This is a genomic window from Pseudomonas rhodesiae (assembly GCF_007858255.1).
In the GTDB taxonomy this organism is placed as follows: Bacteria; Pseudomonadota; Gammaproteobacteria; order Pseudomonadales; family Pseudomonadaceae; genus Aquipseudomonas; species Aquipseudomonas rhodesiae.
In genome coordinates, this window is record NZ_VFEU01000018.1 from 35,539 (window position 1) to 60,785 (window position 25,247).

The following is a 25,247-nucleotide window of genomic DNA, read 5'->3' on the forward strand; positions in this document are numbered from 1 at the left end:
TTGAATTACAGGAAGAAGTCCATACGGAAGTAGATCGGCGCTTCGCGCTCGCTCACTACGGCCGGTCTTTCCAAAGAATGGGCAAAGGTCACGCTGGTGCTGACGTGCTTGCCCCGGGCGAACAGCTCCAGGGAGTTGCTGGACACGCGGCCATGCACATCGCCGTTGTAGCGGTCGTTGCTGATCACGCCCTGGTCGTAGCCGACGCTGGCGCCGTACTCGGCAAACGCCGGGCGCATCCAATCCAGGGTCACCGGGCGCGCCCAGCGCACCTCGTTGCGCCAGTAGCCGCCGCTGTCGCCGGTCAGTTGCTGATCCTTGAAACCGCGTACCGAGGCCGAGCCGCCCAGGCTCACGCGTTGCGGGCTGAACAGAATGTCTTCGCTGCGCTGACCGGTGGCCAGGCTGGAAAAACTCAACGACTCGCCCCACAGCGTGAACGGCTGCAGATAGCTGACGGTGGCGGTGTATTTGCGGTAGCGCGAATTGGCCTGGCGGTTGCCGAACTGATCGCGTTCTTCTTCAGACTGGGCATCGAGCAGGCCGATGCCGTTCTGCATGCCCAGGTCGAGGTTGACGAACGCATTGCCGATGCGCCGACCGTGGTTGATGCCGAACTGGAGTTCGCTGAGGCGGTTGCTGCTCGGCGCGGTGCGCACGTCGAGGACGTAGTTGTTGGTACGCAGATGGGACAGGCCGACGTTCACCGAGGTCTTGCTCACGTCGTCGCGGTGGATCACCCGCTCGGCGCGCAGTTGATGGTTCTGGTTGTCGCCGTCCTGCTTGAATTTGAAGTCGTTGGTGTGGCCGTAGGTGCGGTAGTCGCTTTCGCTGTAGGTGTAGCTGAAGTTCCACCAGCCCCACGGCACGTTGTAATACAGCATGCTGTTTTTCGAGGTTTTCTGGTGGTCGCTGACCGCATCGTGGCCGCCGCGCAGCATCAGTTGGTCGCCCAGGCCCAGCGGGCTGTCCCATTCCAGGCCGGCGCCCCACTGCTGTTCGCCGGTGCTTTTCTGGCCGTCGTTGTTACGCGACAGGCTGGCACGCCAGGGCTTTTGCGGGGTGTTCTTGACCACCACATCACTGCCGCCGATCTGCTGGCCTGGGGTCAGTTCCATCTGCGCCTGCTTGGAGGGCAAGCGGTTAAGTTGGTCCACCAGTTGCTCGATTTCGCGCAGGTTCAGCGCCTCGCCGACCTTGCCGGGAAAGGCCATGGCCAGTTCGCGGTCGGTGACGCTGCTGCCCTCGGCGCTTTTCAACGCTTCAAGCTTGCCCTCCACCACCAGCACTTGCAGGTGGCCGCTGGACAGGTCTTGCTGCGGCAAGTAGGCACGGCTGGTGACGCGGCCTTTGGCGATGTAATAGTCGGTGATGACTTTGAGCAGTTCGTTGAGCTGCGACACACCCAGGCACTGGCCCAAATAGGGTTTGAGCAGGCGCGCGCGGTCGGCGACGGAAAGGCTGTCGGCGCCCTTGAGTTCGATGTCTTGGATCGGGAAGCAACGAGTGTCTGTCGGCGTCGTTGGAGCGGCGGGCTTGGTCTGTTTGCCGGGCAGGTCCTGGAGTTCCTGCAGGCGACGGCTCTGCTCTTCGAGCAGGCGATTCTGCCGGTCGCGGATCAGGTCCTGGTCCCCGGGGGTGGGGGCGGCGGTGGCGCTGTTCATGCTCAAGCAAACGAGCAGGAAAGTGCATAGAAAGTACCGAGTCCGTGGTAATAACAGAGACATGTTCGATCCATCGAAAATCAAGGGGGCGCAAACTAACATCGAACTTGCGCTAGCCCAAGCTAATGAGCTGGTTGCACGATCGCACCTATTTAGTTTGCAACTCTTTGATTAATAACCAAAAAAACCAATCAAAAAGAGCATGCACAGATTAACGGAACAATTATTCCGACCAGTGGCTGCACTTTTTGAATTTGAGTCGACCACAACTAATTAGATGCCATTATTTAGCCATCAAGTTATTGCCGAGATAGGTTAGTACCGAGAAAGACGGAAAAGTTCGCGGGCGTTTTGTGAATTGGATCCCATTTGTCGGTATTCCAATGCAACGCCGCTAGAGCAGGACCCGCCAGCGTTGGCGTGGTGAGCCTGCTCACTAGGGCAAGCCCGCTCACCACACCGTCATGACTGCACGGTTTATCTGACGCTTTGATCTTTTTCCTGGCCGGGGACGAGGGTCAATGCCGGGCGTTCCACGTCGCGGGAGACATGGGACCTTACCTCTTCCACACCGCCCTCTTCGTCGTTGTGGATAACCAGTACGCCGGGGCGGCGCAGTTGCTCCAGATCGCCGGCACCCAGTTTGAAGCTCTCACTGAGGTGCTGGTCGCTCAAGGCGTTGGCTTGTGCGCGGCGTTGGGCGAACTTACGGCCCTTGCGTTGCTGATAGCGCGCCCAGGACACCAGGATTACCGCGTTGAACAACGCGATCCACAGGTAGATCTGCAAGGTGTTGAGCGCTGCGAAAATCGGCGCTTCGATACGCGGGCCACCGTGGGTGTCGAGCATCGAGGTGATACCGCGTGCCAGCAGCCAGATCAATCCGGCCCAAGCCATCAGGGTCAACAGCACATCGATAATCCACATCACCAGGCTTTGGCGAGTTCTGACCAGGTGCATGATCACGCCTCCTCACTGACAGGTTTGATGCCACGGTCCGGGCTGACCCAGCGCGCGCGTTTCTGATGTTGGTTGAACAACACCTTGGGGAAACTGACCAGCGTGGTAAACAGGCTGACCAACCAGAACACCATCGGGTACCACACGGTCCAGAACAGGGTTTTCCACAGGTCTTTCTCGTAACGGCGGTCGATGATGATGCTCACCGCGAACTGCAGCAGGCAGACCATCGCCAGTACCAGCCCGGTAAAAGCCGGCGGCATCAGAGCGTCGACGGCGATTGCCTGTGGCAGCGCAATAAACTTGCCCACGCCCCAAAAGATCACCGACAGCAGGAAGGTGAACGCCCAGCCGGTGGACAGGCAGTACTCGAACAGCAGCGGCCACAGATAGCGGTGACGCCACTGCCAGATGCCGCGGATATTCTTGAACAGCACTTCGGCGCCGCCCTGGGCCCAGCGCAGGCGCTGCTTCCACAGGCCGCCGACGGTTTCGGGCATCAGGATCCAGCACAGCGCGCGCGGCTCGTAGAAGATGGCCCAGTGATCCAACTGCAGCTTCCAACTCACGTCGATGTCTTCGGTGATCATGTCGGTGCTCCAGTAGTCGATGCGGTCCAGCGCCTTCTTACGGAACGCTACCACCACCCCCGACACCGTGAAGATCCGGCCGAACACGCGCTGGGTGCGCTTGATCAAACCGATGATCGACGAGAACTCACCCACCTGGACGCGACCGATCAGGGTCGACCGCGTGCGAATCCGTGGGTTGCCGGTGACGGCGCCCAGGCGTGGGTTGTCCAGCATTGGCGCCACCAGATAAGCCGCCGCGTTTTTGTCGAGCAACGCGTCGCCGTCGATGCACACCAGGTATTCGCTGCGTGACGCCACGGCCCCCATGCGCAGGGCAACGGCCTTGCCCTGGTTCTGCGCCAGGTGCAACACGCGCAAGCGTGGGTGTTCCAGCGCCAGGGCATCGAGCACCGCCGCGGTGTTGTCTTTGGAGCCGTCGTTGACCGCGATCACTTCAATGTTCGGGTACAACTGGCCGAGCGCCGCATGGATGGTATCGGCGGCGTTATCCCCTTCGTTGTAGCAAGGGATGATGATCGAGATCAGCGGGTTGCCGGCCAGGGTCGGCGCCGGGGTGTCTTCCTCCCAAGGCCAGTGGCGCTCCCAGTGCAGCCAGAAGTACAGGCCGCCGGCAATCCACAGCGCCGACATAAACAGCGGGTAGAAGAACACGAAGTCCATCAGGAACTGCCCGGTGACCAGAAAGATCAGGCCCAGGGGCACGCCCAACACCAGCGCCAGTACGAATAAAGCCAGGATTCTGTCGAACATGGTCAAGGGTTCCATTGGTTGGAAAGGGCCGGACGCACGGTGTTCAGGTCCGGGGAGTTTTCCAGGAAGTTGTCCGGGTAGTAACCAAAACTCGTGACCCCCTGGCGTTTAAGCACACCCATCCATTCAGCCATTTGCGCACCGTTGATATCGGTGGCCTCTTTGGTGCGCCAATCCTTGGCTTGCAACTCGAACACCGTGCGCTCCAGGGCACCGGGGCGCTTCTTGACGGTGGCGACCAGTTTCTCCAGCCAGGCGTTAGAAGTGTTCACCTGCTGACCTTCCATCAGGGGCATGGCCATCGGCGCGGTCCAGTCGTAAGCCTGGAGGAAATCATCCAGATTCTGCGCGAACCAGGCTTCGCTCGGCGGGTTGAGCATCGGCTCAGCGAAGATATTGCGCGCGGTCAGCACCTGTGGCCCGCGGATGGCGCGCACCTTGGCGGTCAGCTCATGGGTGAAGTCGATCAGGTAGCGGCTCTTGAAACGCGTCCAGCGTTGCATCACCGCAGGGTCGGCGCGCAGGGCCGCAATGCTGTCGGGCAAACCGTTGGCTGCGTAGGTTTTCAATGCGGCGGGGCTGGCGTCTTCGAAATCGTTGAACACCGCATCGTCGTGATAAAGGATGCCGTCGATCGGCCCTACCCGCGCCAAGTCTTCGTAGATTTCGCCGATAGCCTTGCGCACGGCGGGATCGAACGGTGACAGGCGTTGGTACTGGTCGGGATCGAGGCCGATCTTGCCGGTCTTGGGATCCCAACGGGTCACGCGCGGCAGCTTGGCGTCGAGGGCAAAACTGAGCACCGGCATCCAGGCATATACGCTGGCATGGGCACGGGTATGCAGCTGCCAGGCGACGCGGTTGAACAGGTCGGCACGCATCGGCAAGTGACGGTTAGGGAAGTACAGCGAGTGCACCAGGCCGTCACCCTTGGGGTCGGCAAAGGCTTGCAGGAACACCGTGCCGGCGCCCATGTCCACCACGCGCTGTACCAGTTGGTCGAGGTTGCGCGCCTGCTGGGCGGGGTCCGGGTCGTAGACGTTGTCCAGGTCCACATGCAGCACGCGCAGCGGCGCCTTGGCCTGCACGGCCACGATGCTGTTGGCGAAGTGCTCGCCGTCCGGATCGGAGGCAACCAGGAAGCGCGGGCTGTTCATCAGGTCGCCGAGGTTATCGAGGCCGTCTTCAAGGGTCAGGGCCATCTGGTAACCCTGCTCGCCCACCACCGCCAGCGACGTGCCGTCGGCCGCGCCATACGGCCAGACCCACACCCGTGGTGCCTTGCCGGTGACGCTGCGAATTTTGTTGGAGATCGCCGCCACGTCGGCACGCATGCGCGCCTGGAACTGCGCTTCGGTTTCGTAGCGATTGGTCGCCGGATCATAGCGACGGGTGGTCGCGGCCGGTTCCAGGTTGCCCTGGGGGTTGGCCAGGATGCCTTTGTGGTTGGCATCGGTGTGGGCGGCGATTTCTACCAGGCCCGATTGCGACACCTCGCGAATCTGCTCCCAGGTGAGGAACTCACCCCGAGGACGTGGCATGCCGGCGAAGTCCACCGGTTTGTTCAGCGGCGTATCGATCCAGTAGCCCACCGGTGCCAGCAACGCCGGCCAGCGGTAGGCGCGCAGAATCGGCATCACCCGGGTATAGAAGCTCGAATAGCCGTCGTCGAAACTCAGCATGATCGCCTTGGGTGGCAACGCCGGGCCGCCACGGCGTGCGGCGAGAATCTGATCGACGCTGACCGCCTGGTAACCGTTCTCGCGCAGCCAGGCCAATTGTTCGATCAACCGCTCGGTACGCACCGCCACCACGGCCTGATCGGGGTCGCGGTCGGACACGTCGTGGTAGGCGATCCCCAGGAAATGGTTCTTCGGCCACGCCGCTTCGTTGGCTGGGGTCGGCCGCTCGGCGGGTGGAGTGAAGGGCGCGGGTTGCTGGGCGCAGGCGCTGGCCAGCAATACACCCAGGAGCAACAAGCAACGGCTGAGAACAGTCATGGTCAGGCTCTTTTAGAAACGGTAAGTGAGGTCGACGAGCAGGCGCAGATCGCGTTCGCGATCACCGTCGTAAGGTCGGCTGATCAGGCTCAGGTTGGCGCCGACTTCCAGTACATCGTTCCAGCGAAAGCGTTGGCCATAGCCGATCAGGCCGACGCCGCCGGTGGAATAATCACGCTGGCTGTACGTACCCGCACCGACTTGGAACTGCTGACTCCACTGGGTCTCGTAGCGGTGGTAGAGCACATGGTTGACGTTGACGGTGGGCAACACGCTGAAGTCCGACTTCGGGTTGAAGTACACCGTGTCTTCCTTGCTGTTGCGGCTGGTGGCGACTTCCAGGCCCAGGTCCACTTGCACCTTCGGCGAGCTGTAGAGGCCCTCGCGGCCGGCGAGCAGGGCTTCGACGCGGTCGTTGCCGTCACTGAAGTGGGAGGGGCTGACGGACAACTTCCACTCGCGGCTTTCATTGGCGCGCCAGCGGATAAACCCGCTGCCGCCATTGGCGGTGATGTCGGCATTCAACGCGCGCAACGGCGTGGTGGCGGCGAGGTAGTCGAGGCTGCCGCCGTATTGCCAGTGATCGTTGAGGTCATAGGCAAACGCTACGCGGGCGCCCTGTTTGGAACCAAAGCCGTAGGAGTGGTTGGACACCTCGGCTTCCAGGGTCAGGTCACGGGTGCGTCGCTCCACGCCGACGCGCTGCCAACGGTGGTGGCCGGTGCCTTCTTCAAAGTCGGCGGTGGCGTAACCAGCACCGGCGAACAGGCGCCAGTCTTCGTCGATGGGCGGGGTGTAGATCACGCTCTCGATGCCCCAGTCACGGCTGCCGGCCACTGCGCCGGCATCGCTGTTGTTGCCGCCGCCGTAGCTTTTGCCGGTGTAGGCTTCAACGCGCAATTCGGCCATGTCGTGCACATTGCGCAAGCGGTTGAGGCGCTGCACCTGGCGACTGTCGGGGTTGCGCGCGACCACGTCGTCGGTGAGCACGTCGAGCTGGCGCCACTCCTGCAGGTCCATGGCGGTGTAAGCCTGGGACACTTCCAGGCCGATGTCGCGCGGGGCCTGGGCTTCGGTTTCTTTCAGAATGCCTTCGGCGCGGCGCGGCAGGTCGCGGGCGCGGTACATGTCGGCCTGGGCCAGGCGCAAGCCGACGTTGCCTGGGGCCTTGGCCACCAACGCTTCCAGGCTGGCTTCGCTGCCCGGCAGGTCGCCGCCGTAGACGCCGGACTGAGCGGCCAGTTGCTGGGCGTCCATCCATGAATCGTTGGGGTTGCCAATCGGCAGGCCCTTGAGTTCGACCCGAGGTTTTTGGCTGTTGGCGAGGCTGCTAGCGACTTCGCGGGCTTGTTCGCCCTGATCGCTCTCTTGCAGGGCATAAAACAAGGCGGTGGTGTCTTCGACGCGATCATCCGGTTCGGCATCGGCGGCGCTCAGGGCCTGACGGTACAGCGGCTCGGCCTTTTCCGGCTGGCGTTGGTCCAGGTAGGACGCCGCCACCCAACGCACCGCGTAGGTGGGCAATTGCACGCCTTCGCGAGTCAAGGTTTCGTATTCGCGCACCACATCCGCCGTGCGCGCCCGAGCCTTGAGAGCGCCCAGGCGGTCGATGCGCCAGCGCACCACGTCATCGTGGGCGCTGGCGTCGGGGGTCCAGCGTGCGAGCAGGTTGTCGTACGCCTGCAGCGCACGGTCGGCGATCACGTAGCGCTCTTGTTCACTGCGGGTGGCGAACTCGGCCATGCGCACACGCTCGGCGGCCAGATCGCCTTCCAGGCGGCGTTGGGTAACCGCATCCAGCAGGCCCGGACGCTGGGCCGACAGACGCAGCGCGGCTTCCGGCAAGCGGGCCTTTTGCAGAGCGATGATGTATTCGCGGGCAACTTCCGGCTTATCGCCGGCACGCATAAACGCCTGATCGAATTCGAACAGCGCGTCGTAATTCAAGCCGGCACGGGTCAGCGCATAACCCAGGGCCATGCGGCGGTTGGGGTCGTCAGGCTTGGCGGCCACCAATGCACGGGTACTCTGCACCGCTTCGTTAGCCTTGCCGCCATCGGCCTGGGTAAGGGCCAGGCCCAGTTGCAGGTCGATGTTGTTCGGTTCGCGCAGCAACGCCTGACGGTACACCGCCTCGGCCTGGGCCCACTGTTTCTGATTTCGATAGGTGCGCGCCACCGTGGCCAGCGCTTGGGTGCTGAGGTTGCGATGCTTGCCCTGGGCCTCGTAGACCTGCAGCACTTCGGCGTCCTGGCCGGCCCAACCGGCAATCACCAGGTGATCGCTGACCTGGCCAGGCGTCTGGCGCTCGGCGGACAACTGGCGCAATTGCGTAAGGGCGGGGGTGAAGTTGCCGTTGCGCGCCTGAATAATCAGCGCGTCATAGGCCGGATCGGCCAGGGCAAAAGCAGGCATCAGCAATTGGCTGCACAAGGCGACCCCGATAAGCAGTCGCAACCGGCCTGATGCACTGAGTGGTGGGTTTGGCAACATATCGTGAGCTTCCTTACAGGGAAAGCTGTAACGATAGGTGGTCCTGAGCAATTCGCTTCAGGGTGCCGACGTCTCATGACCCGGCCTAGCTTTCCTGTGGTCACTATCGCCGAGGGCGGTGGGTAAAAGCGCAAATCAGAACAATTGTTCAGAATTGGATGAAGAAGGGGGATTTACGCGCGGCCCGCGAAGCAGCGCCGCTTGTGGCAAGGGAGCAAGCGCCCTTGCCACACGTGAGGCGATTATTGCGCGCCGCTGACCGCGCCGACTTTGGACATCACAAAGCCGATGAACTGCTCGACGGTCATCTTCTGGCCGTTGAAGGTCACTTCATTGTTGGCGTAGTGCAGTTTGGACACCACATCGCTGCCCACCAGGGTCGCCAGTTGTGTACCCACGGCCATACCGCTGACCATCTCGGCGGCCATCTGCGCTTGCTGCTCGATGGCTTTCGGGTCGGTCAGGCCGCCGGCCTGGGCTTGCAGGGCGGACACATCGGCGATCATTGGCTTGGACAGGGTCAGGTTGGCGTCCAGCAGCGACACCATCTGCTTGCCCAGTTCAACCGGCGGCAATTCCATCGACGCCGGTTTGGCCAGGTCCACCACCAGGCTGAACTTGCTTTCGCCATGGGTGGTTTTCAGCGACAGGTTTTCCACCGCCAGTTGCGGCTTGGCGGCCAACAGTTGGTTGACGTTGGCTTCGGCCAGGGTCTGCTCGGCTTCGGTCAATTGCAGTTCAGGCACGGGCTCGCCAGCGGCGGCCGCGGCTTGCACCGGCTGCATCTTGTCTTGGTAGAGCTTGGTCAGCACCAGCATGGCCGGGACGTCGACGTTTTTCATACTCAGCGCCATGGCGGCCGAGCCGACGGGTTTGCCCTTGTAGCCGATCTCGTCGATTTTGTAGTCGACGCGGCCGGCCAGGTTGTTGTCTGTGGTTTCGCTGGAGTCTTTCTGCTCAAAGCCTTTGAGCGAGATCACGTCTTTCTGCACGCCGACGGTGAACTTGGCGTCCGTCAGCTCCACGGTGTTCTGCCCGGTGTAGAAACCGAAGGTGGACTTGGCCAGGTTGCTGGCCACGGTCAGGCCGGCCAGTTCGGCTTCGAACGGCGCGCCCTGGGCGTCCACGGCGGCGACCTTGAGGCTGTTCATAAAACCGTCGGCTTTGACTTTCTGGCCTTCGGCGGTGCCATCGAAATTCAGGTTGGCGCCGGAGAAGCTCACCGAGGACTTATCGTCCTTGAACTCCAGGGGCAGCAGTTCGACATTGCCGTTGACCGCGCGGGTATAGCCGATATTGGCCACGCCCTTGAGCGGCGAAGCGTCTTTGGCGGCAGCGAACCACTTCTCGGTGGTGGCGTTCTTTTCCAGCTCGTAGTGACTGGTGGCCATGACCGGCAGCCATTTAAGCGTGACCAGACGCGAGAACGGCAACGGGCCGTGTTCGATATGGTCGACGAACAGCAGCTCCGGGTTCGGGTTTTCTTCGCCGAACACCGGACCTTGCGCCTTCAAGCGGTAGTGCGCGGTGCTGCTGAACACACCGCGCTCCAGGGACACCAGTTCCAGGGCGACGCTGCCGTCGACGCCGGCCATGGAGGTTTGCAGTTCCTTGTTGGCGTTTTGGATCGCGGTCTGCAACACCGGCTCCAACTGCTTACCGGTGTACCAGGCGCCGCCTGCACTGACGACGCCCACGGCGACAACAAAACCCAAAAGAACGACTGCTGGCTTATTCATGAAGTGACCTGATCAAATCCTGTGAGAAGTGGGCTGTCTTCCTTGAACCCTGCAAGGGTTGGCTCAAGCCCGCCGAAAACGGGGGGAAGATTAGCACTGGCGGCCTTAAACGGCGCAACCTTTCAGAGGCATCAGATCGCTACTGGTTCACGAATACTCCAATTCGATTTCATCGAGCTGGTGATCGAAGCTCTTCAAGCGTGCCGTCCAGGTGTACACCAGCACCTCGAACTCGCGGTGGATCACGGCGTTGCCGGGGGTGTCGGCCTTGGGGTCGCAGAAGTCCAGCTGGTAGCGCTCGCGGGCCATCTGCGTGGCGACGTCGGACAATTCCCGCGCGTTATTGAGCCAATGCCGACCTTCGGCGACCTGCTTGTCGAGCACCACGCACTGTTTTTTCAGGGTTTCGAGGCTTTTTTCCAACGGCGTGCCCGTCAGGTCGCCCATCACTTCCTGGAAGGTGCGCCCCGGCTGCCAGTAGCTGCCCCAGAAATAGCGGTCGAATACGGTTTCGACGCGGCGCAGTGCGACCTTGGTGTCCCAGATGGCCACGCGGGTCTTGCCTTGTTCGAGGAGTTTTTTCTTGATGCGTTGATTCTGGTAGGACGCCCAGGCCACCACGCCGATGGACAAAGTGCCGATCACCAGGCAGGCGCTGTCGAGAAACACCATGGCCTTGTCGAGTTGGTGGGAAAGCATGACGCCATAGAAATACGCGGCCGATAACAGCACCAGTGCGAAGAGCACGCACCAGAAAGCGGGAGCATAAGGGTTTTTCATTATTGGAATCCCCATGAGCAAACGCGAGCAGTGTCAGGCGTGCGCCTGGCTCGAAAGCCACGGCGCCCGCCTGTCAAAGCATAGCTATTCGCTCAGGGTTTGCTGGACGCCGACGCTTGCGTTCGTCCGCTTTCCCAGCCGCCGCCCAGGGCCAGGAACAGGTCGATCTGGCTCATGGCGACCTGAGTGTTGGCCGCCGCCAGTTGAGCACGCATCTCGGTGTAAGTGCGCGTGGCCTGCAGGTCGGCCAGGAACGAGGCGCGACCGGCCTGGAAGAAGCGGTGGGTCTGGTCCGCTGCCTGCTGCGCCGATTGCTCGGCCTCGGCCAATGCGTCGCGGCGCTGCAGCACGGCGGTGTACTGGGCCAGGCCGGTCTGGGTTTCGCGGATCGCGTTGAGCACCACCCCATCGAAATGCGCCAACGCCCCCTGGGTGGCGGCTTCGGCTTCATGGATACGCGCGCGGGCGCCGTTGGTCGGCACGGTCCAACTGATCATCGGGCCAAAGCCCCAGCGGTTGGTCGCCGGTTGGCCGAGGTTATCGAGCAGGCCCACGGTGCCGACGCTGGCGCCGATGGCGATGTCCGGGTACAGGGCGCCGGTAGCCACGCCGATGCGCGCGGTGGCGGCGGCCAGTTGGCGTTCGGCCTGGCGCACGTCGGGGCGGCGCTTGAGCAATGTGGCACCGTCGCCCACCGGCAGCAATTGGGCGATGTGCGGCAACTCGGCGCAATCACCGGTGCCCGCCGGCAGTTGCTCCAGGGGTTTGGCCAGCAGCATCGACAAGCGATAGAGCCCCGCCTGACGCGCCGCCTGGTAGCGCGGCATCTCGGCGCGCAGGGATTTGTATTGGGTTTGCGAGCGCGTCACCTGGGTTTCATCGCCCCGGCCGGCATCGCGTAGGCGCTGGGTCAGCGTGGTGCTTTGCGCTTGCAGTTCCAGGGAACGGTTGGCAATCGCCAGTTCTTCATTCGCCGCACAGATTTGCGTGTAGGAGCGCACCACGTCGGCCACCAGGGTGATGCGCGCGATGTCGGCGGCGGCCTGGGTGGCGTCGGCGCTGGCCTGGGCGCTTTCGATGCCGCGTTGCAAGGTGCCGAACAGGTCGAATTGATACGACGTGGTGATGCCCACGCTGCCGATGTTACCCACCGGGACTTTTTCCGACAGCAGGAAGGCTTCGCCGGATTCCTGCAAGCGTTGGGCCTCGGCCTTGGCGCCGGCACTCCAACCGCCGGCGGATTCGGCCTGCTGCACTTGATAGCGCGCGCGTTGCAGGTTGGCCGCAGCCACCCGCAGGTCGGTGTTGGAGGCCATGGCCTGGCGCACCAGTTCATCCAGACGCGGGTCGTTGTAGAGCTTCCACCAATCCGTCGGCACCGGCGCCGACACCACGTTCTTGCCATCGGACGGCAGTTGCCCTTGCAGATCGCCGCGCTTGACCGCGGCGGTGTCCGGCACCTGGTAATCCGGGCCGACCATCTGACAGGCCGACAGCAAAGAACCCAGGGCAACGATGGCTAACAACTGTTTCATGGCCGGGCTCCGGCCTTGGTCGAGTCGTCAATGATCGACACCGTGGCGGTACGTCCGGCGATCATGCGAAAGTCCGCCGGCACCTCATCAAAGGCAATGCGCACCGGAATGCGCTGGGCCAGGCGCACCCAGCTAAACGCCGGGTTGACGTTGGGCAACAGGTTGGAGCCGCTGCTGCGGTCGCGGTCTTCGATGCCGGCGACGATGCTTTGCACGTGCCCATGCAAGCGGGCGTTGTCGCCGATCACGCGGATGTCCACCCCCATGCCGACGTGGATGCCGTCGAGCTTGGTCTCTTCGAAATAACCGTCGATATGGAACGAGTTGCTGTCCACCACCGACAGCACCGGGCGCCCAGCGGTGACGAACTCCTGAGTGCGCGGCGCGCGGTCGTTGACGTAGCCGTCCACGGGGCTGCGAATTACCGAGCGGTCGAGGTTGAGCTGCGCCGAGTCCACCGTTACCTGGGCTTCGGCCAGGGCCGATTGGGCGCGGGCCACGCGAGACTGGCTTTCTTCCAATTGCTCGCTGGGCACCAGGTTGCCCAGGCCACGGTTGCGCTTATATTCGCGCTGGGCCTGGGCCAGGGTTTCCTGGCGGTCGGCCACGGCGGCCTGGGCCTGACGCAGGGCCAGCTTGAAGCGGTCCTGGTCGACGGCAAACAGCACCTGGCCTTTGCTCACCAGTTGGTTGTCGTGCACGTCCACGCGCTGGATCAGCCCGGACACGTCCGGGGCGATCTGCACGATGTCGGCACGGATATGGCCGTCACGGGTCCACGGCGCAAACATGTAGTACATGACCATGCGCCACACCACCACGACCGCAAAACTCACGATCAGCAGCGTCAGGACCACACGGCCAATAGTCAAAAACGGTTTTTTCATGTCATCAGGTATCGACTGAGTGAGTCCACCGCGCCCAGCAACAGCGCGTAGAGCCCCACATTGAACAATGCCCGGTGCCAGACCAGGCGATAGAAGTGGAGACGGGTCAACAACCCATGCACCACCAGAAATAGCACGTACGTAATGCCCATCAGCACCAGCAGCGTGGGCAGGAACACCCCGCTGATATCCAGATCACCGATCATAAAGGCGCTCCATCGGGTAGCGGCGCTTGCATCTCCGTGCCGCCAATGAATTCCACGCCGGGCAACAACGCCAGACGCAGGCCGGCCAGCGCATGCAGCAAATGCAGGCGGGTGTCGTCTTCGCCTTGCAGGCCCTGGCCGTTAAGGGCGCGGCGCGTGCGATCGAGGGTCATCAGCAGACCGCTTGGCGCGGGCAAGCGTTCACCCGCTTTCAGGCACGCCTTGAAGTAACCGCCCACACCCTCCACCACTTGGTTGAGCAGCACACGCGGCACGCCGAGGATGCGCGGCGAGTAGGCCAGCAGGTCCAACAGGTTGAGCGCCACGCGCAAATCGCGCAGGGCAATGCCGGTGTCCTGATTGGTCAGGGCCAGACGCGGCAGGTGCTGCATCAAACGGTCGAGCATCTGCACGGCCAGGTGCCGGTGCTCGGCCAGGGTCGCCGGCTCGGTCAGGCCGACGATGTCGTGCCAACTGAAGCGCGTCAGGCGCTTGGCCGCCAGTTCGGCGCCGAACGGGCGCGCAATCAGCGTCCACACAAATGCGAAAAGCAGTCCCACGGGCCCGGCCAGGTTGACGTTGGCGAAGTTGAGGAAGTCGGCGTCGTAGGCGCCCTGGATGCTGATGAACGACGAGGTGTTAACCAGCGTCAGCAGCATGCCCAGGTAGAAGCGCGGCTGCACGGTCAGCGTGCCGATGCAGATAAACGGCACCGCGAACGCCAGCACCAGCATCGGAAAGTCGTGCAGGTTGGGCAGCACCAAAAACAGATAGAGGCTGGCAAACAGCACCGACATCGCCGTCCAGAAAAAGAACCGGTAGATCTGCGGCGCGGGGTCGTCCATCGAGGCGAAGAAACTGCACGCGACGGCGGCCAGGATCACCGCGCTGCCGCCGTCGGTCCAGCCCAGCAGAATCCACAGCACCGAGGCGACGATAATCGCGGTGACGGTGGAAAACGCCGAGTAGAACATCAGGCCACGGTCGAGGAACGGCGTGAGCCGGCCCAAGCGCCAGTGGCGATAGACGGCGCGCCAGGTGTCCTGGCTCTCGCAGTGGATGGCGGTTTGCAGGCTGCGGCAGTCCTGCCACAGGTCGACCCATTCGCCGAGGCGGTACAGCGCGTTGGAAAACAGCAAGGTGTGGCGATCATCCAGCGCGTCGCCCTTGGGCTGTTGGGCTTCGATCTGGTCACGCAGGGCACACCAACTGTCCAGGGACGGATTTTCGGCACTGCTTTGCAGCCACTGGGCGGTGGCGTCCAGCAGCGGCTTGAGGCGTTCGAGAAACTGCGGCGCGCGCTGTTCGACGGCGTACAGCGCGTCATCCAGCTCCTCCACCACCGGCAGCAGGTGGATCATGCGCCCGCGCAGTTCTTTGGTATTGCGCACCGTCTGTGGACGCGCGCCTTCGTGGGGCAACTGGCCGATCATCAATTCCAGGGTGTTGAAGGTGGCGACCATGCCGCCGCGCAACGTGCTGATTTCGTCAGGCTGCACCGTGCGCGTCAGGAACCGCTGGCTGTAGACCTGCGCATCGGCAAACCACTTGGCCACCGAACCGTCGAACACCGGCGCCAGGCGTCGTGGCCAGAACATCGCGCCGACCACGGCGGCCACCACAATGCCGAGGAAGATTTCTTCGGTACGCGCTTCGGCCACGTCCCACACGGCCAGTGGGTTATCCACTACCGGCAGGGCAATCAACGGCAAGGTGTAGCCGGCCAGCATCAGCGCGTAGTTGTTGGCCGTGCGCAGGTGCATGGACAGAAACAGCAAGGTGCCCGTCCACAGCGCGATCACCACCACCAGGATGTACGGCGATTGCACGAACATCGGCACAAAAAACACCGCCGCCGCCGCCCCCATCAAGGTGCCGATGGCGCGGTACAGCGCTTTGGAACTGGTGGGGCCGACAAACGGGCTGGAAACGATATACACCGTGGCCATTGCCCAATACGGACGGGGCATCTGCATCAGCATGGCGATATACAGGGCGATCATCGACGCCGCGAAGGTGCGTACGCCGTAGAACCAGTCGCGGGCGGGCGGGAAACCGGTGAAAAATCCGTTCAAAGCGTCGCCGCCTCAAAGGCGCGCAACACCCGCAGGGCCGCCTCCATATCGGCGGGCGCGATATCCGCCAGCACATCTTTGCGCAGGCGCACCAGTTGCGCCTCCACCGCCTGCACCAGTTCGCGACCACGTTCGGTGAGGCTCAAGGCCTTGGCGCGGCGGTCGTGGACGTCTTCGGTGCGGCACACATAGCCGCCGTTGCACAGCTGGTCGAGCAGGCGCACCAGGGACGGGCTTTCCATCCCCGACGCATGGGCGACCTTGACCTGATGCACACCGTCGCCCAAACGGCCGATCATCAACAACGGCACGGCGCAGGCTTCGGAAATACCGTAGCTCACCAGCGTGCTCTGGCAGATTTTGCGCCAATGACGGGCGCCCACCACCATGCTGCTGCTGAGGTTCATCTGGAGTTGTTCGAGGGATTGAGGCACTGGATAGTTCGCATACAGTTAGTTTGCTAACTATCAATATGGCGAAGGGATCGAATTGCGTCAAGTTTTGAAACAATTTAGCGATGGATGGAGGGTGAGTGCATGACACAGGTGAGAGGGGGCGCGCGCCCGATAGCAGTGGATCAGGCAAACAAGCTGTTACTGGCACACCGTAATCGGGGGCAAGCCCCCTCCCACATTTGGATCGGTGTCAGCTTCAGGATTGTTATGCGGCCTCGCCATCCAGGTGGCGCTGCCGATTCGAGTGATGGGCATATCCGACTCTCGCCAAGGTGAATCCCCCAAGAAAAAATAACCCAGGCGATTAGCGCCCAGATTTTTCTACTGCTCACCTTTTTTTTACGAAAACACAATTTTCAAAAGATTTTTTTACACCCCTCGGCCATCCCGCAACATCAGATTCAACTCATCCACCACCTCCGTCCAATCCGCATCGTCCAAGATTTCCTCACGCAAAAATGCTTTCTGGCTGTCTGTCCAGAAAAACGCCTCTGCCAACTTCAAATCCGGCTTGAGTGGTGAGTGGGCGGTCACAAACTGATTAATACTGACCGGGTCATCCGGCAGTCCAAGCTGTTTGAACAGCGACGGCAAGCTGTGCACGGGCGATTCCATGGTGGGCTCCTGAGAAGATGAATACCCAGAGTCTAGTTCAGGCACCAGCCAGGCCAGTAATCGCTCGACGCCCTGCTGCACCGACAGCACGCCGGTGTCCAACACCAGCGATGCCAGGGGCGGCGGTTCATAGGGGGAGCCGATGCCGGTAAACCCCGGCAACTCGCCGTTACGCGCACGGGCGTAGTGCCCCTTGGGGTCGCGGCTTTCGCACACTGCCAGTGAGGCACTGCACCACACTTCGCGATAATCGTCACCGAGGCGTTCGGCAAACACCGCGCGCAGGTCCGTCAGCGGCGCAATCATTGCCAGGATCACAATCTGCCCGTTGTCCACCAGCAGAGCCGCCAGTTCGCTGGCGCGACGGATGTTTTCCAGGCGGTCCTTATCGGAAAAACCCAGGTCTCGATTGAGGCCGCCGCGCAGGGTATCGCCGTCGAGTACCAGGGTCTGTCGGCCCTGTTCGAACAAGGCGGCTTGCAGGCCCTGGGCCAAGGTGGACTTACCCGACGCCGGCAGGCCGGTGAGCAGGATCGCCACGCCGCGATGCCCATTGCGCGCTTCGCGGTGACGGCGCGTGATGCTCGCCGTCGGCGCTACCAGGTTATTGAGCGACGGCACGGGGCACTGGTGCAGCGATATTGCCCGCCGCCCAAGCCGACTCGCGGCTGGCCAGGGCGCTGGCGATGCTTTGCACGCGGTCGGAGTCCAGTTGCTCCGGCAGCGGGTCGAGACCGGCGCTGGCGAAGATCTGCCCGTAGGCGTTGCGCAGATCGGCGTAGGCCAGGTCGCGGCGCAGGTCGGCCTGCAAGGTGTTGAGTTCGCCCTGGATCAGGTCCAGCTCACCGATCCCGGCGGCCTCATGACGGTTGCGCAATTGACCGAGGATTTGCCCGTCGATATCGGCAAGTTGTTCGCTGGTTTTGAACTGGCGCACCGCGTCCTGATAGTTGGCGTTGGCCACATAGAGTTGCGCGAGCACGGCAATCGACATCGCCTGGCGCCGGGCGGTGGCGACTTCTTCACCGGCCTTGGCCACGTCGATGGCCGCCGGGGCGGAGATCACATTGAACAGGTTCCAGGTGACCTTGGCGCCGTAGTCGGCCCAGCGGTTGTCCACTAGAAACGAGTTGCTGTCGTAATGCCCGCCGGCCGAAAACTCCAGCCCCGGCAGCAAGCGCAGCATGGCTTTACGGGTTTCGGCGGCGCTGATGCGGGTCTGGTAATCCTGCTCGCGCAGTTCCGGGCGGTTGGCCAGGGCTTCCTGCTCCAGGCTGGCCAGGTTCACCTTGAGCTGAGGAACGCTGTAGTCATCGGGCGTGGCCAGTTTCAGCTCGGTGCCCATGGGCAGATTGATCAGGGTCGACAGCTCGGTCTTGGCCAACGACAGGGCGCGGCGCTGCTCTTGCAACTGGCGCGTGGCTTCGATCAACGCACGCTGATAGCCGAGCGCCTGGACCGGGTCGCCGATACGCTGTTCGCTCATGCTCTGGCTATTGGCCTGGGCCTGGTCGACACGGGTCATGAGGCTGTCGATCTGGGTCAGCAGACGCTCGGCGGCCACCGCGCGCCAGTAGGCGGAACGCACGTCCTGCACGATGGTGTTGACCACCTTGCGTCGACGTTCCTGGATGATCAGGCGCTGATCGCCCTGCTGCTTGGCGCTGATGTAACTCACGCCGAAGTCGAGCACGTTCCACACCATGGTCAGGTCGGCCACGCGACGGTCGCGGTCCTGGGAGGTCGAGGGTTCCAGGGACTGGGTGCCGGTGAGCACACTCTGGCTGCTGGAGGCGTTGGTGTTGTTACGCCCGGCATAGCCAGCGGATAGGGCCATGCGCGGCAGCATGTCGAAACTGGACAGGTCGGATTGACGCTTGGCCAGCGCCTCTTCCATCACCTTCAAACGGCCTTCGAGGTTGTACTTGACCGCACGGGCCATGGCCTCGTGCAGGGTCAGCGGGCCGCTCAACGGTTCCTGATCCTTGTACATGCCATGTAGATCGCTGCGCGCGCGTTGCTCGCTGACGCTGCGCTCGATGGGGTCACTGGTGACTGCGCAACCGCTGACAACCAACGCCAGCAGACTCATTCCGAATAACTTCTGACCTCTATTCATCCCTGACTTGCCCCTGACTGCGGTTCTTTTCTTGAAGTTTTCAAGCCTGCACTTCGCTGATGCCGGCCTGTCGTAAAGCCATCGCCAGGTTATCGACCTGACGCTGCTCGGTGTCTTTGAGGTGTTGCAGTTGCTGACCCAGCGTCGGCGCGCCGAACAGGCCGCGCAGCCCTTGGGTAAGGTCTCGACTCTGCATTGATTGGCTGCCGAAAGTGTTCAAGGAATGGTCCTCGGAACCGGCGTCGCGGTTGAACACGCCCGACAACGTGCTGCTGCCGAATACCCCACCATCGCCCCCACCAAACCCCAGGAAACCTTGGCCCGAGCCATCGCCGGCGGTGTCGTTGCCGAACACCTGGGCGATATAGCTCGGTGCCAACTGGCCCCGGCTGATGAAAATACTGCCGATCGGTTTGAGGTCACCGCCAACGTCCCGCTGCTCGAACAGCGGCGGGAAGCCCAGCGGCGAGCCGAGATCGCCCCTGGGTGACGCAATGACGACCGGTTGTAACGGCACCTCGGATGGCGCAACCACCGTCACAGGGTCTGCGGTGAGGAAGTCCGGCGGCGGTTTCACATCGTTGGGTACCACGGTATCGATCGCATAGTTGTTGGACACGGCCACGCTTACCCCGGCGTTGCCCGCCAGGTCAGTGAGGTTGGCGGTGTCCAGGGCGATAAAGTTGCTCGGATCGGTAAGGTTGGCGGTCGGCGTGAACGTCGCGGTCCAGGTCAGACCACCGTCGCTGCTGACCAGATTGGTCAACTCCCCATTGGTGACACTCAGGTCCGACAGGTCGAAATTACTTACCGCCTCGCTGAAGGTGATGACGACCTGCGTTGTCTCGCCTACTGTCAGGTTCGGATCGGCAACCACGATGGTTGCGGTTGGCCGGGTGGCGTCGAGGGCATAGTTGCTGGAGATCGCAATACCCGCCCCGACATTGCCGGCCAGGTCCTGGACAGTACTTGCGTCCAGCAGGATCAGGTTAGTGGCATCGCTGACGCCCGCCGTGGGCGTCAAGGTGGCCGTCCAGGTCAGGCCGCCGTCAGTGCTGGCGAGGTCGGACAGCACAGCATTGGCCACACTCAAATCCGACAGATCGAAACCGCTGACCGCCTCGGTAAAGCGGATGGTCACGACAGTGGTCTGGCCGATGCCCAGGCGGGTGTCACCCAGGGTAATCGTCGCGCCAGGGCGCACTGTATCGATGGCAAAACTGTTGGAGTTCACCGTACCGCTACCTGCATTGCCTGAGACGTTGACCACGCCACTGGTATCCAGGCTGATCAGGTTGCTGGTGTCGGTAATGCCCGCGTTCGGGGTGAAGGTTGCCGTCCAAGTCACACCGCCATCGGAGGATGAGACGGCGCTGAGAGTACCGTTATTCACCAGCAGATCGGCATTGTCGAAACCACTGACCGCTTCCGAGAAAGTGATGGTTACCAGGGAGGTCTCACCGACCTTGAGTGCGCTGTCGGCCACCACCACCGTCGCCGTCGGCACCCGTGTTTCGATCATAAAGTTGGCCGAGTCGGTGGCGCCTGCCCCTGTGTTGCCGGCGGCGTCGCTCACGCCGGTGTTATCCAAGGTGATCAGGTTGGTGGTGTCGGAGACGCCTGGGTCCGGGGTAAACGTCGCGGTCCAGGTCAGGCCGCCATCGCTGCTGCTGACGGCGCTCAAGCTGCCGTTGACGATGGTCAGGTCGGAATTGTCGAAGCCACTGACGGCCTCGCTGAAGGTGATCGTCACCTGCGCGGTCTCGCCTGGTCTCAATGTCGAATCGCTGAGCACGATGGTAGCGCTCGGGCGCTGGGTATCGAGGGCGTAGTTGTTGGAATCGGTGGTGCCGCTGCCAACGTTGCCGGCCAGGTCGGCGATGCCGCCGTTGGTCAAGGTGATGACATTGCTGGTATCGCTGACGCCTGCCGACGGGGTCAAGGTCGCGGTCCAAGTGATGCCACCGTCATTGCTGCTCAGCCCGCTGAGAGTGCCGTTGGCCACGTTCAGGTCAGCATTGGAGAAGCCGACGATGGCCTCGCTGAAGGTGATCGTCACCAGTGAGGTTTCGCCGACGGCCAAGGCTGTATCGGCCACCACGATGGTCGCGGTAGGGCGCACCGTATCGACCACGTAGTTGTTGGAGTCGGTGGTGCCGACGCCGGCATTGCCGGCGCCGTTGATCAAGCCGGTATTGTCCAACGTGATCACGTTGCTGCTATCGGAAATGCTCGCGCTCGGGGTAAACGTCGCTGTCCAGGTCACGCCGCCGTCGCTGCTGCTGACAGTGCTCAGGGTGCCGTTGTTGATCGTCAGGTCGGCGTTATCGAAACCGCTCACTGCCGAATTGAAGGTGATGGTCACCAGGCTCGTCTGGCCGATCCCCAGCGTAGTATCGGCAACCACGATAGTCGCGGTCGGGACGTTGGTGTCGATCTGGTAGTTATTGGAGTTGGTCGTGCCGCTGCCGGTATTGCCCGCAGCATCCGAGACACCGGTGTTGTTCAGCACGATGACGTTGGAGGTGTCGCTGACGCCCAGGTTCGGGGTGAACGTAGCGGTCCAGGTGATACCGCCATCGCTGCTGCTGACGGCGCTGAGGGTGCCGTTGGCCACACTCAGGTCAGAATTGTCGAACCCAGTGACCGCCTCACTGAAGGTGATGGTCACCAGCGAGGTTTCGCCGACGCTCAGTGCGGTGTCAGCGACCACGATGGTCGCGGTGGGGCGCAGCGTGTCGACGGTGTAGTTGTTGGAATCGGTGGTACCACTGCCGGCATTACCGGCGCCGTCCGTCACGCCAGTGTTATCCAAGGTGATCAGGTTGCTGGTATCGCTCACGCCCACGCTCGGGGTGAAGGTCGCGGTATAAGTGATGTTGTCGCTGGTGCTCAGCCCGCTCAGGCTGCCGTTGGTAACTGTCAGGTCCGCCAGCGTAAAGCCAGTCACCGCCTCGCTGAAGGTGATGGTCACCACCGAGGTTTCGCCCAAAGCAACAGCGCTGTCGGCGATGACCACGGTGGCGGTGGGGCGCACGGTATCGATGGCATAGTTGTTGGAGTCGGTGGTGCCGCTACCGGCGTTACCGGCGGCATCAGACACACCAGTGTTATCCAGAGTGATCAGATTAGTGCTGTCGCTGATGCTGGCGTTCGGGGTAAGAGTCGCGGTCCAGGTGATGCCGCCGTCACCGCTGCTCAGCCCGGTCAGGGTGCCGTTGGCGACCGTCAGATCGGCACTGGTAAAACCGCTCACCGCTTCGCTGAAGGTAATGGTCACCAGGGAAGTTTCGCCGATCCTCAAGCCGTTATCAGAGACGACGATCGTGGCGGTTGGGCGCGCGGTGTCGACGGCATAGTTGTTGGAACTGGTGGTACCGCTGCCAGAGTTGCCGGCCAGATCGAGCACGCCGGTGTTGGCCAGGACAATCAGGTTGGTGGCATCCGTGGTGCTGGCGCTAGGGGTCAACGTGGCGGTCCAGGTGATACCGCCATCGCTGCTGCTCAGTCCGCTCAGGGCACCATTGGCGACAGCCAGATCAGCCAGGGTGAAACCGCTCACGGCTTCGCTGAAGGTGATCGTCACCTGGGACGTTTCGCCGATGGACAGCGCGTTGTCGGCAACCACGATGGTGGCCGTCGGGCGCAGGGTGTCGATGGCGTAATTGTTGGAGTCAGTGGTACCTGTGCCTATGTTGCCAGCGAGATCGCTCACGCCGGTATTGTTCAGGGTGATGAGGTTGGTGGCATCCGTGGCGCTAGCGCTAGGGGTCAGCGTGGCGGTCCAAGTGATGCCCCCGTCGCTGCTGCTCAGCCCGCTCAGTACGCCGTTGGCCACCGTCAGATCGGCGACGGTGAAACCGCTCACGGCTTCGTTGAAGGTGATCGTCACCTGGGACGTTTCACCGATGCTCAATGCCGTGTCGGTCACCACGATCGTGGCGGTCGGCAGTACCGTGTCGATCGCGTAGTTGTTGGAATTGGTAGTGCCGACGCCGGCATTGCCACTCAAGTCCGTGACACCGGCATTGTTCAGGACGACCAGATTGCTGGTATCGCTGATCGCGGTGTCCGGCGTCAGGGTCGCGGTCCAGGTGATACCGCCGTCACTGCTGCTCAGCCCGCTGAGCGTGCCGTTGGCCACGGTCAAATCCGCTGTGGTAAACCCGGTGACGGCCTCGGAAAACGTGATGGTGACCAACGAGGTTTCGCCGCTTCTGAGGGCCGTGTCGGCCACGACGATGGACGCCGTGGGCGCCACGGTATCGTTGATCACGTAATTGTTCGAATCGGTGGTACCGACGCCGGCGTTACCGGCCAGGTCCGCCACACCGGTGTTGTTCAAAGTGATGATGTTGGTGGTATCGGCAATATTGCTGGCTGCGGTCAGCGTGCCGGTCCAGGTGATGCCACCATCGCCGCTGGTCAACAGGCCAACGGTGCCGTTCTGCACGGTCAGGTCGGCTGCGGTCAGCCCTGTCACCGCCTCGGAGAAGGTGATGGTCACCAACGACGTAGCGCCGGAGTTCAGGTTGGTGTTTGCCACCACGACTGTAGCGGTTGGCGGCGTCTCGTCCGGTACATAGTTGGTGACGAGGGTGCCGCCATCGTTGTAGACGTTGCTCACCGACGCCGGGGAGACACCGGCAGTGCCTGCGCTCGTGCCCCCCGTGCCACTGCCACCGACATTGCCACTCAACGCCGCGAAATTGGCGGCGGTGAAAAGGATCGCGCCCTTGTTCCAGATAGCCCCGACCCCGACCCCACCGGCGCCGCCATTTTGGGTATAACCGCCGCCCGCACCGCCGCCACCGCCACCGCCGCCCGCGCCAATGTTATTGGAGATGACCGAATTGCCGATGACCCGCAGGGTGGCGCCCGTGTCGTTATAGATACCACCAACCGCACCACCTCCGGCACCACCGATATCGTTATAGCCATCACCGCCGCCACCGCCGCCGATGGACAGCCCGGCGCTGGAGGCCGTGCCGCCGGAGGAGCCGGTGCTGTAGCCCGCATAGACGGCGCCGCCGGCACCGCCGGTCGTGCTGCCACCACGGCCACCGATATTGAAGAAACCGCCACCGGCACCGCCCTGGTTGGCTGAGCCGTTGGAGCCTGAGGAGTTGAGTGTGTCGCCACCACGACCGCCGATCCCGCCGCCGAGGGCGCCACCACCGCCACCACCGCCGCCGGCATATTCAGGTGTCACACCCCCACCCCCACCACCGCCCGCCGCCACGTTGGCGGTGACCGTGACGTTACGCAGGGTCAGGGTGCCGGCGTTGTTGATCCCGCCCCCCTTGGCCACCAGCGCATCGTCACCACCGTTACCGCCGTTGCCAGACACCACGCCGCGGGTAATCACCAAGCCGTCGAGGGTGGCCGTGGTGCCGGCCGTCACGTTGATGATTTGGGTTCGGAACTGCCCATCCAGGGTGACATCGGCAACGTTGTCGTTATTGATGTCTCCATCGATCGTGATGTTCTTATTGACCACCAGCACCTGGGTCAGCGCAACGGTCATGCTGTTATTGAAGGTGACGATGTCGCCGTTCTGCGCGGAAGCCAGGGCGCTGCGTAGGGAGCCCACGCCCGCGTTTTGATTGTTGGTTGCGGTCCAGGTGGCCAGGCCCCATTGGTACTCACTCATGGCCTTGCTCGACAGCGCGCTGGTGCTTTCGATGGTGCCGGTGGCAATTTCCAGATCCCAATCGCCGCCCAGGCCCGTGCGGTCATTGGAGGCGGCTACGTCGCGGCCGGTCAACTGCGCCAGCGAATCCACCAGGCTCAATCCACGCTCGCCTTCGGCGGTATAGCAGCCGTAGATGAGGATATCCCCTCCGGCGTTCATGTCCTGACCGATCTGCGCCAGCACTTCGCTGCGCGCCTGTACGTTATCGGCCGAGAGATAGCTGTTGCCCAGCCACAAATCACCGGCATTACCGTGGGCGATGATCTGGACGGAGCTGATACCCTGGTGTGAATCCAGGTAATCGGCAATTTGCTGCAGACCGTCCTTGCCGCCGTCCAGTTGCACCACTTGGGTGCCCGGCGCCACGCCTTCGAGCAGGCTGGCGGAATCCTTGACCCGGGAATCGACGAACACCACGCTCTTGCCGGGCACCGCAGCCTGGGTGGCATCGACCTGGCCCTGAGGCGCATGGCTGTCGGCGGGCTCTTCCGCAGTGGGGGGCTTGGCCGCTTCGGCCGGCGCATGCGCGTCCGGCTGCGCCACCTCGGCCACGGTCGCCGCCACCGCACCGTCGAACAGCATTCGCGGTTCCAGGGACATGATCATTGGCGATGCCAGGGCCTTAGAAGCCTCGGTTACCCGCGATTTGCCTTTGCTCCACCACATGACGATCACCCGAAC

The 25,247-nt window shown here is 62.6% G+C and carries 15 protein-coding genes and 1 pseudogene; all 16 read right to left on the bottom strand.

Annotation, left to right across the window (positions count from 1 at the left end; genetic code table 11):
- Positions 1 to 5: 5 nt before the first annotated feature.
- The 16 genes and pseudogenes from FIV35_RS21415 to FIV35_RS21485 all read right to left on the bottom strand — a co-directional run bounded on the left by FIV35_RS21415 (position 6) and on the right by FIV35_RS21485 (position 25,232).
- The gene (locus FIV35_RS21415) at positions 6 to 1,727 is read right to left on the bottom strand and encodes a ShlB/FhaC/HecB family hemolysin secretion/activation protein (RefSeq protein ID WP_034136408.1); all 1,722 of its coding nucleotides are present in this window, start codon (positions 1,725 to 1,727) and stop codon (positions 6 to 8) included.
- A 414-nt stretch (positions 1,728 to 2,141) separates the two neighbouring features.
- Positions 2,142 to 2,624 (bottom strand): poly-beta-1,6-N-acetyl-D-glucosamine biosynthesis protein PgaD, encoded by a 483-nt coding sequence (gene pgaD, locus FIV35_RS21420; RefSeq protein WP_034136407.1) that lies wholly within the window; start codon positions 2,622 to 2,624, stop codon positions 2,142 to 2,144.
- Between the two features lie 2 nt (positions 2,625 to 2,626).
- Positions 2,627 to 3,967, bottom strand: a complete 1,341-nt coding sequence (gene pgaC, locus FIV35_RS21425) for a poly-beta-1,6-N-acetyl-D-glucosamine synthase (RefSeq protein ID WP_034095272.1) — start codon at positions 3,965 to 3,967, stop codon at positions 2,627 to 2,629.
- A gap of 2 nt (positions 3,968 to 3,969) precedes the next feature.
- Positions 3,970 to 5,967: a poly-beta-1,6-N-acetyl-D-glucosamine N-deacetylase PgaB gene (gene pgaB / locus FIV35_RS21430; RefSeq protein WP_034136406.1), complete on the bottom strand. Its 1,998-nt coding sequence runs from the start codon at positions 5,965 to 5,967 to the stop codon at positions 3,970 to 3,972.
- Positions 5,968 to 5,979: 12 nt separating this feature from the next.
- Positions 5,980 to 8,460 carry a poly-beta-1,6 N-acetyl-D-glucosamine export porin PgaA gene (gene pgaA, locus FIV35_RS21435; protein ID WP_034136405.1) on the bottom strand — a complete coding sequence of 827 codons (2,481 nt, stop codon included), beginning with the start codon at positions 8,458 to 8,460 and terminating at the stop codon, positions 5,980 to 5,982.
- Between the two features lie 242 nt (positions 8,461 to 8,702).
- Positions 8,703 to 10,199, bottom strand: coding sequence for a YdgA family protein (locus tag FIV35_RS21440; RefSeq protein ID WP_034095269.1), 1,497 nt, complete (start codon positions 10,197 to 10,199; stop codon positions 8,703 to 8,705).
- Positions 10,200 to 10,346: 147 nt separating this feature from the next.
- Positions 10,347 to 10,979: a hypothetical protein gene (locus FIV35_RS21445; RefSeq protein ID WP_034136404.1), complete on the bottom strand. Its 633-nt coding sequence runs from the start codon at positions 10,977 to 10,979 to the stop codon at positions 10,347 to 10,349.
- A gap of 92 nt (positions 10,980 to 11,071) precedes the next feature.
- Positions 11,072 to 12,514: an efflux transporter outer membrane subunit gene (locus FIV35_RS21450; protein WP_034136403.1), complete on the bottom strand. Its 1,443-nt coding sequence runs from the start codon at positions 12,512 to 12,514 to the stop codon at positions 11,072 to 11,074.
- Entirely contained in the window at positions 12,511 to 13,401 is an 891-nt protein-coding gene (locus FIV35_RS21455; protein WP_034095266.1) for an efflux RND transporter periplasmic adaptor subunit, read from the bottom strand. The genes FIV35_RS21450 and FIV35_RS21455 overlap by 4 nt, the downstream gene beginning before the upstream one ends.
- The gene (locus FIV35_RS21460; RefSeq protein WP_010214247.1) at positions 13,398 to 13,607 is read right to left on the bottom strand and encodes a DUF1656 domain-containing protein; all 210 of its coding nucleotides are present in this window, start codon (positions 13,605 to 13,607) and stop codon (positions 13,398 to 13,400) included. Before FIV35_RS21460 ends, FIV35_RS21455 begins: the two co-directional genes overlap by 4 nt.
- Positions 13,604 to 15,682 (bottom strand): FUSC family protein, encoded by a 2,079-nt coding sequence (locus FIV35_RS21465; RefSeq protein ID WP_034136402.1) that lies wholly within the window; start codon positions 15,680 to 15,682, stop codon positions 13,604 to 13,606. Before FIV35_RS21465 ends, FIV35_RS21460 begins: the two co-directional genes overlap by 4 nt.
- Positions 15,679 to 16,089: a MarR family winged helix-turn-helix transcriptional regulator gene (locus FIV35_RS21470; protein ID WP_034136401.1), complete on the bottom strand. Its 411-nt coding sequence runs from the start codon at positions 16,087 to 16,089 to the stop codon at positions 15,679 to 15,681. Before FIV35_RS21470 ends, FIV35_RS21465 begins: the two co-directional genes overlap by 4 nt.
- A 417-nt stretch (positions 16,090 to 16,506) precedes the next feature.
- Complete coding sequence (locus FIV35_RS29785) at positions 16,507 to 16,752, bottom strand: DUF2789 domain-containing protein (RefSeq protein WP_173668953.1); 246 nt, start codon at positions 16,750 to 16,752, stop codon at positions 16,507 to 16,509.
- Positions 16,753 to 16,797: 45 nt separating this feature from the next.
- A pseudogene (cysC, locus tag FIV35_RS21475) lies at positions 16,798 to 17,373 on the bottom strand (adenylyl-sulfate kinase); the annotation flags it as partial.
- Positions 17,357 to 18,871 carry a TolC family protein gene (locus FIV35_RS21480; protein WP_034136400.1) on the bottom strand — a complete coding sequence of 505 codons (1,515 nt, stop codon included), beginning with the start codon at positions 18,869 to 18,871 and terminating at the stop codon, positions 17,357 to 17,359. The pseudogene cysC and the gene FIV35_RS21480, both read right to left, overlap by 17 nt.
- Positions 18,872 to 18,911: 40 nt before the next feature.
- On the bottom strand, positions 18,912 to 25,232 hold the full coding sequence (locus tag FIV35_RS21485) for an Ig-like domain-containing protein (RefSeq protein ID WP_034136399.1): 6,321 nt from the start codon (positions 25,230 to 25,232) through the stop codon (positions 18,912 to 18,914).
- Positions 25,233 to 25,247 lie beyond the last annotated feature (15 nt).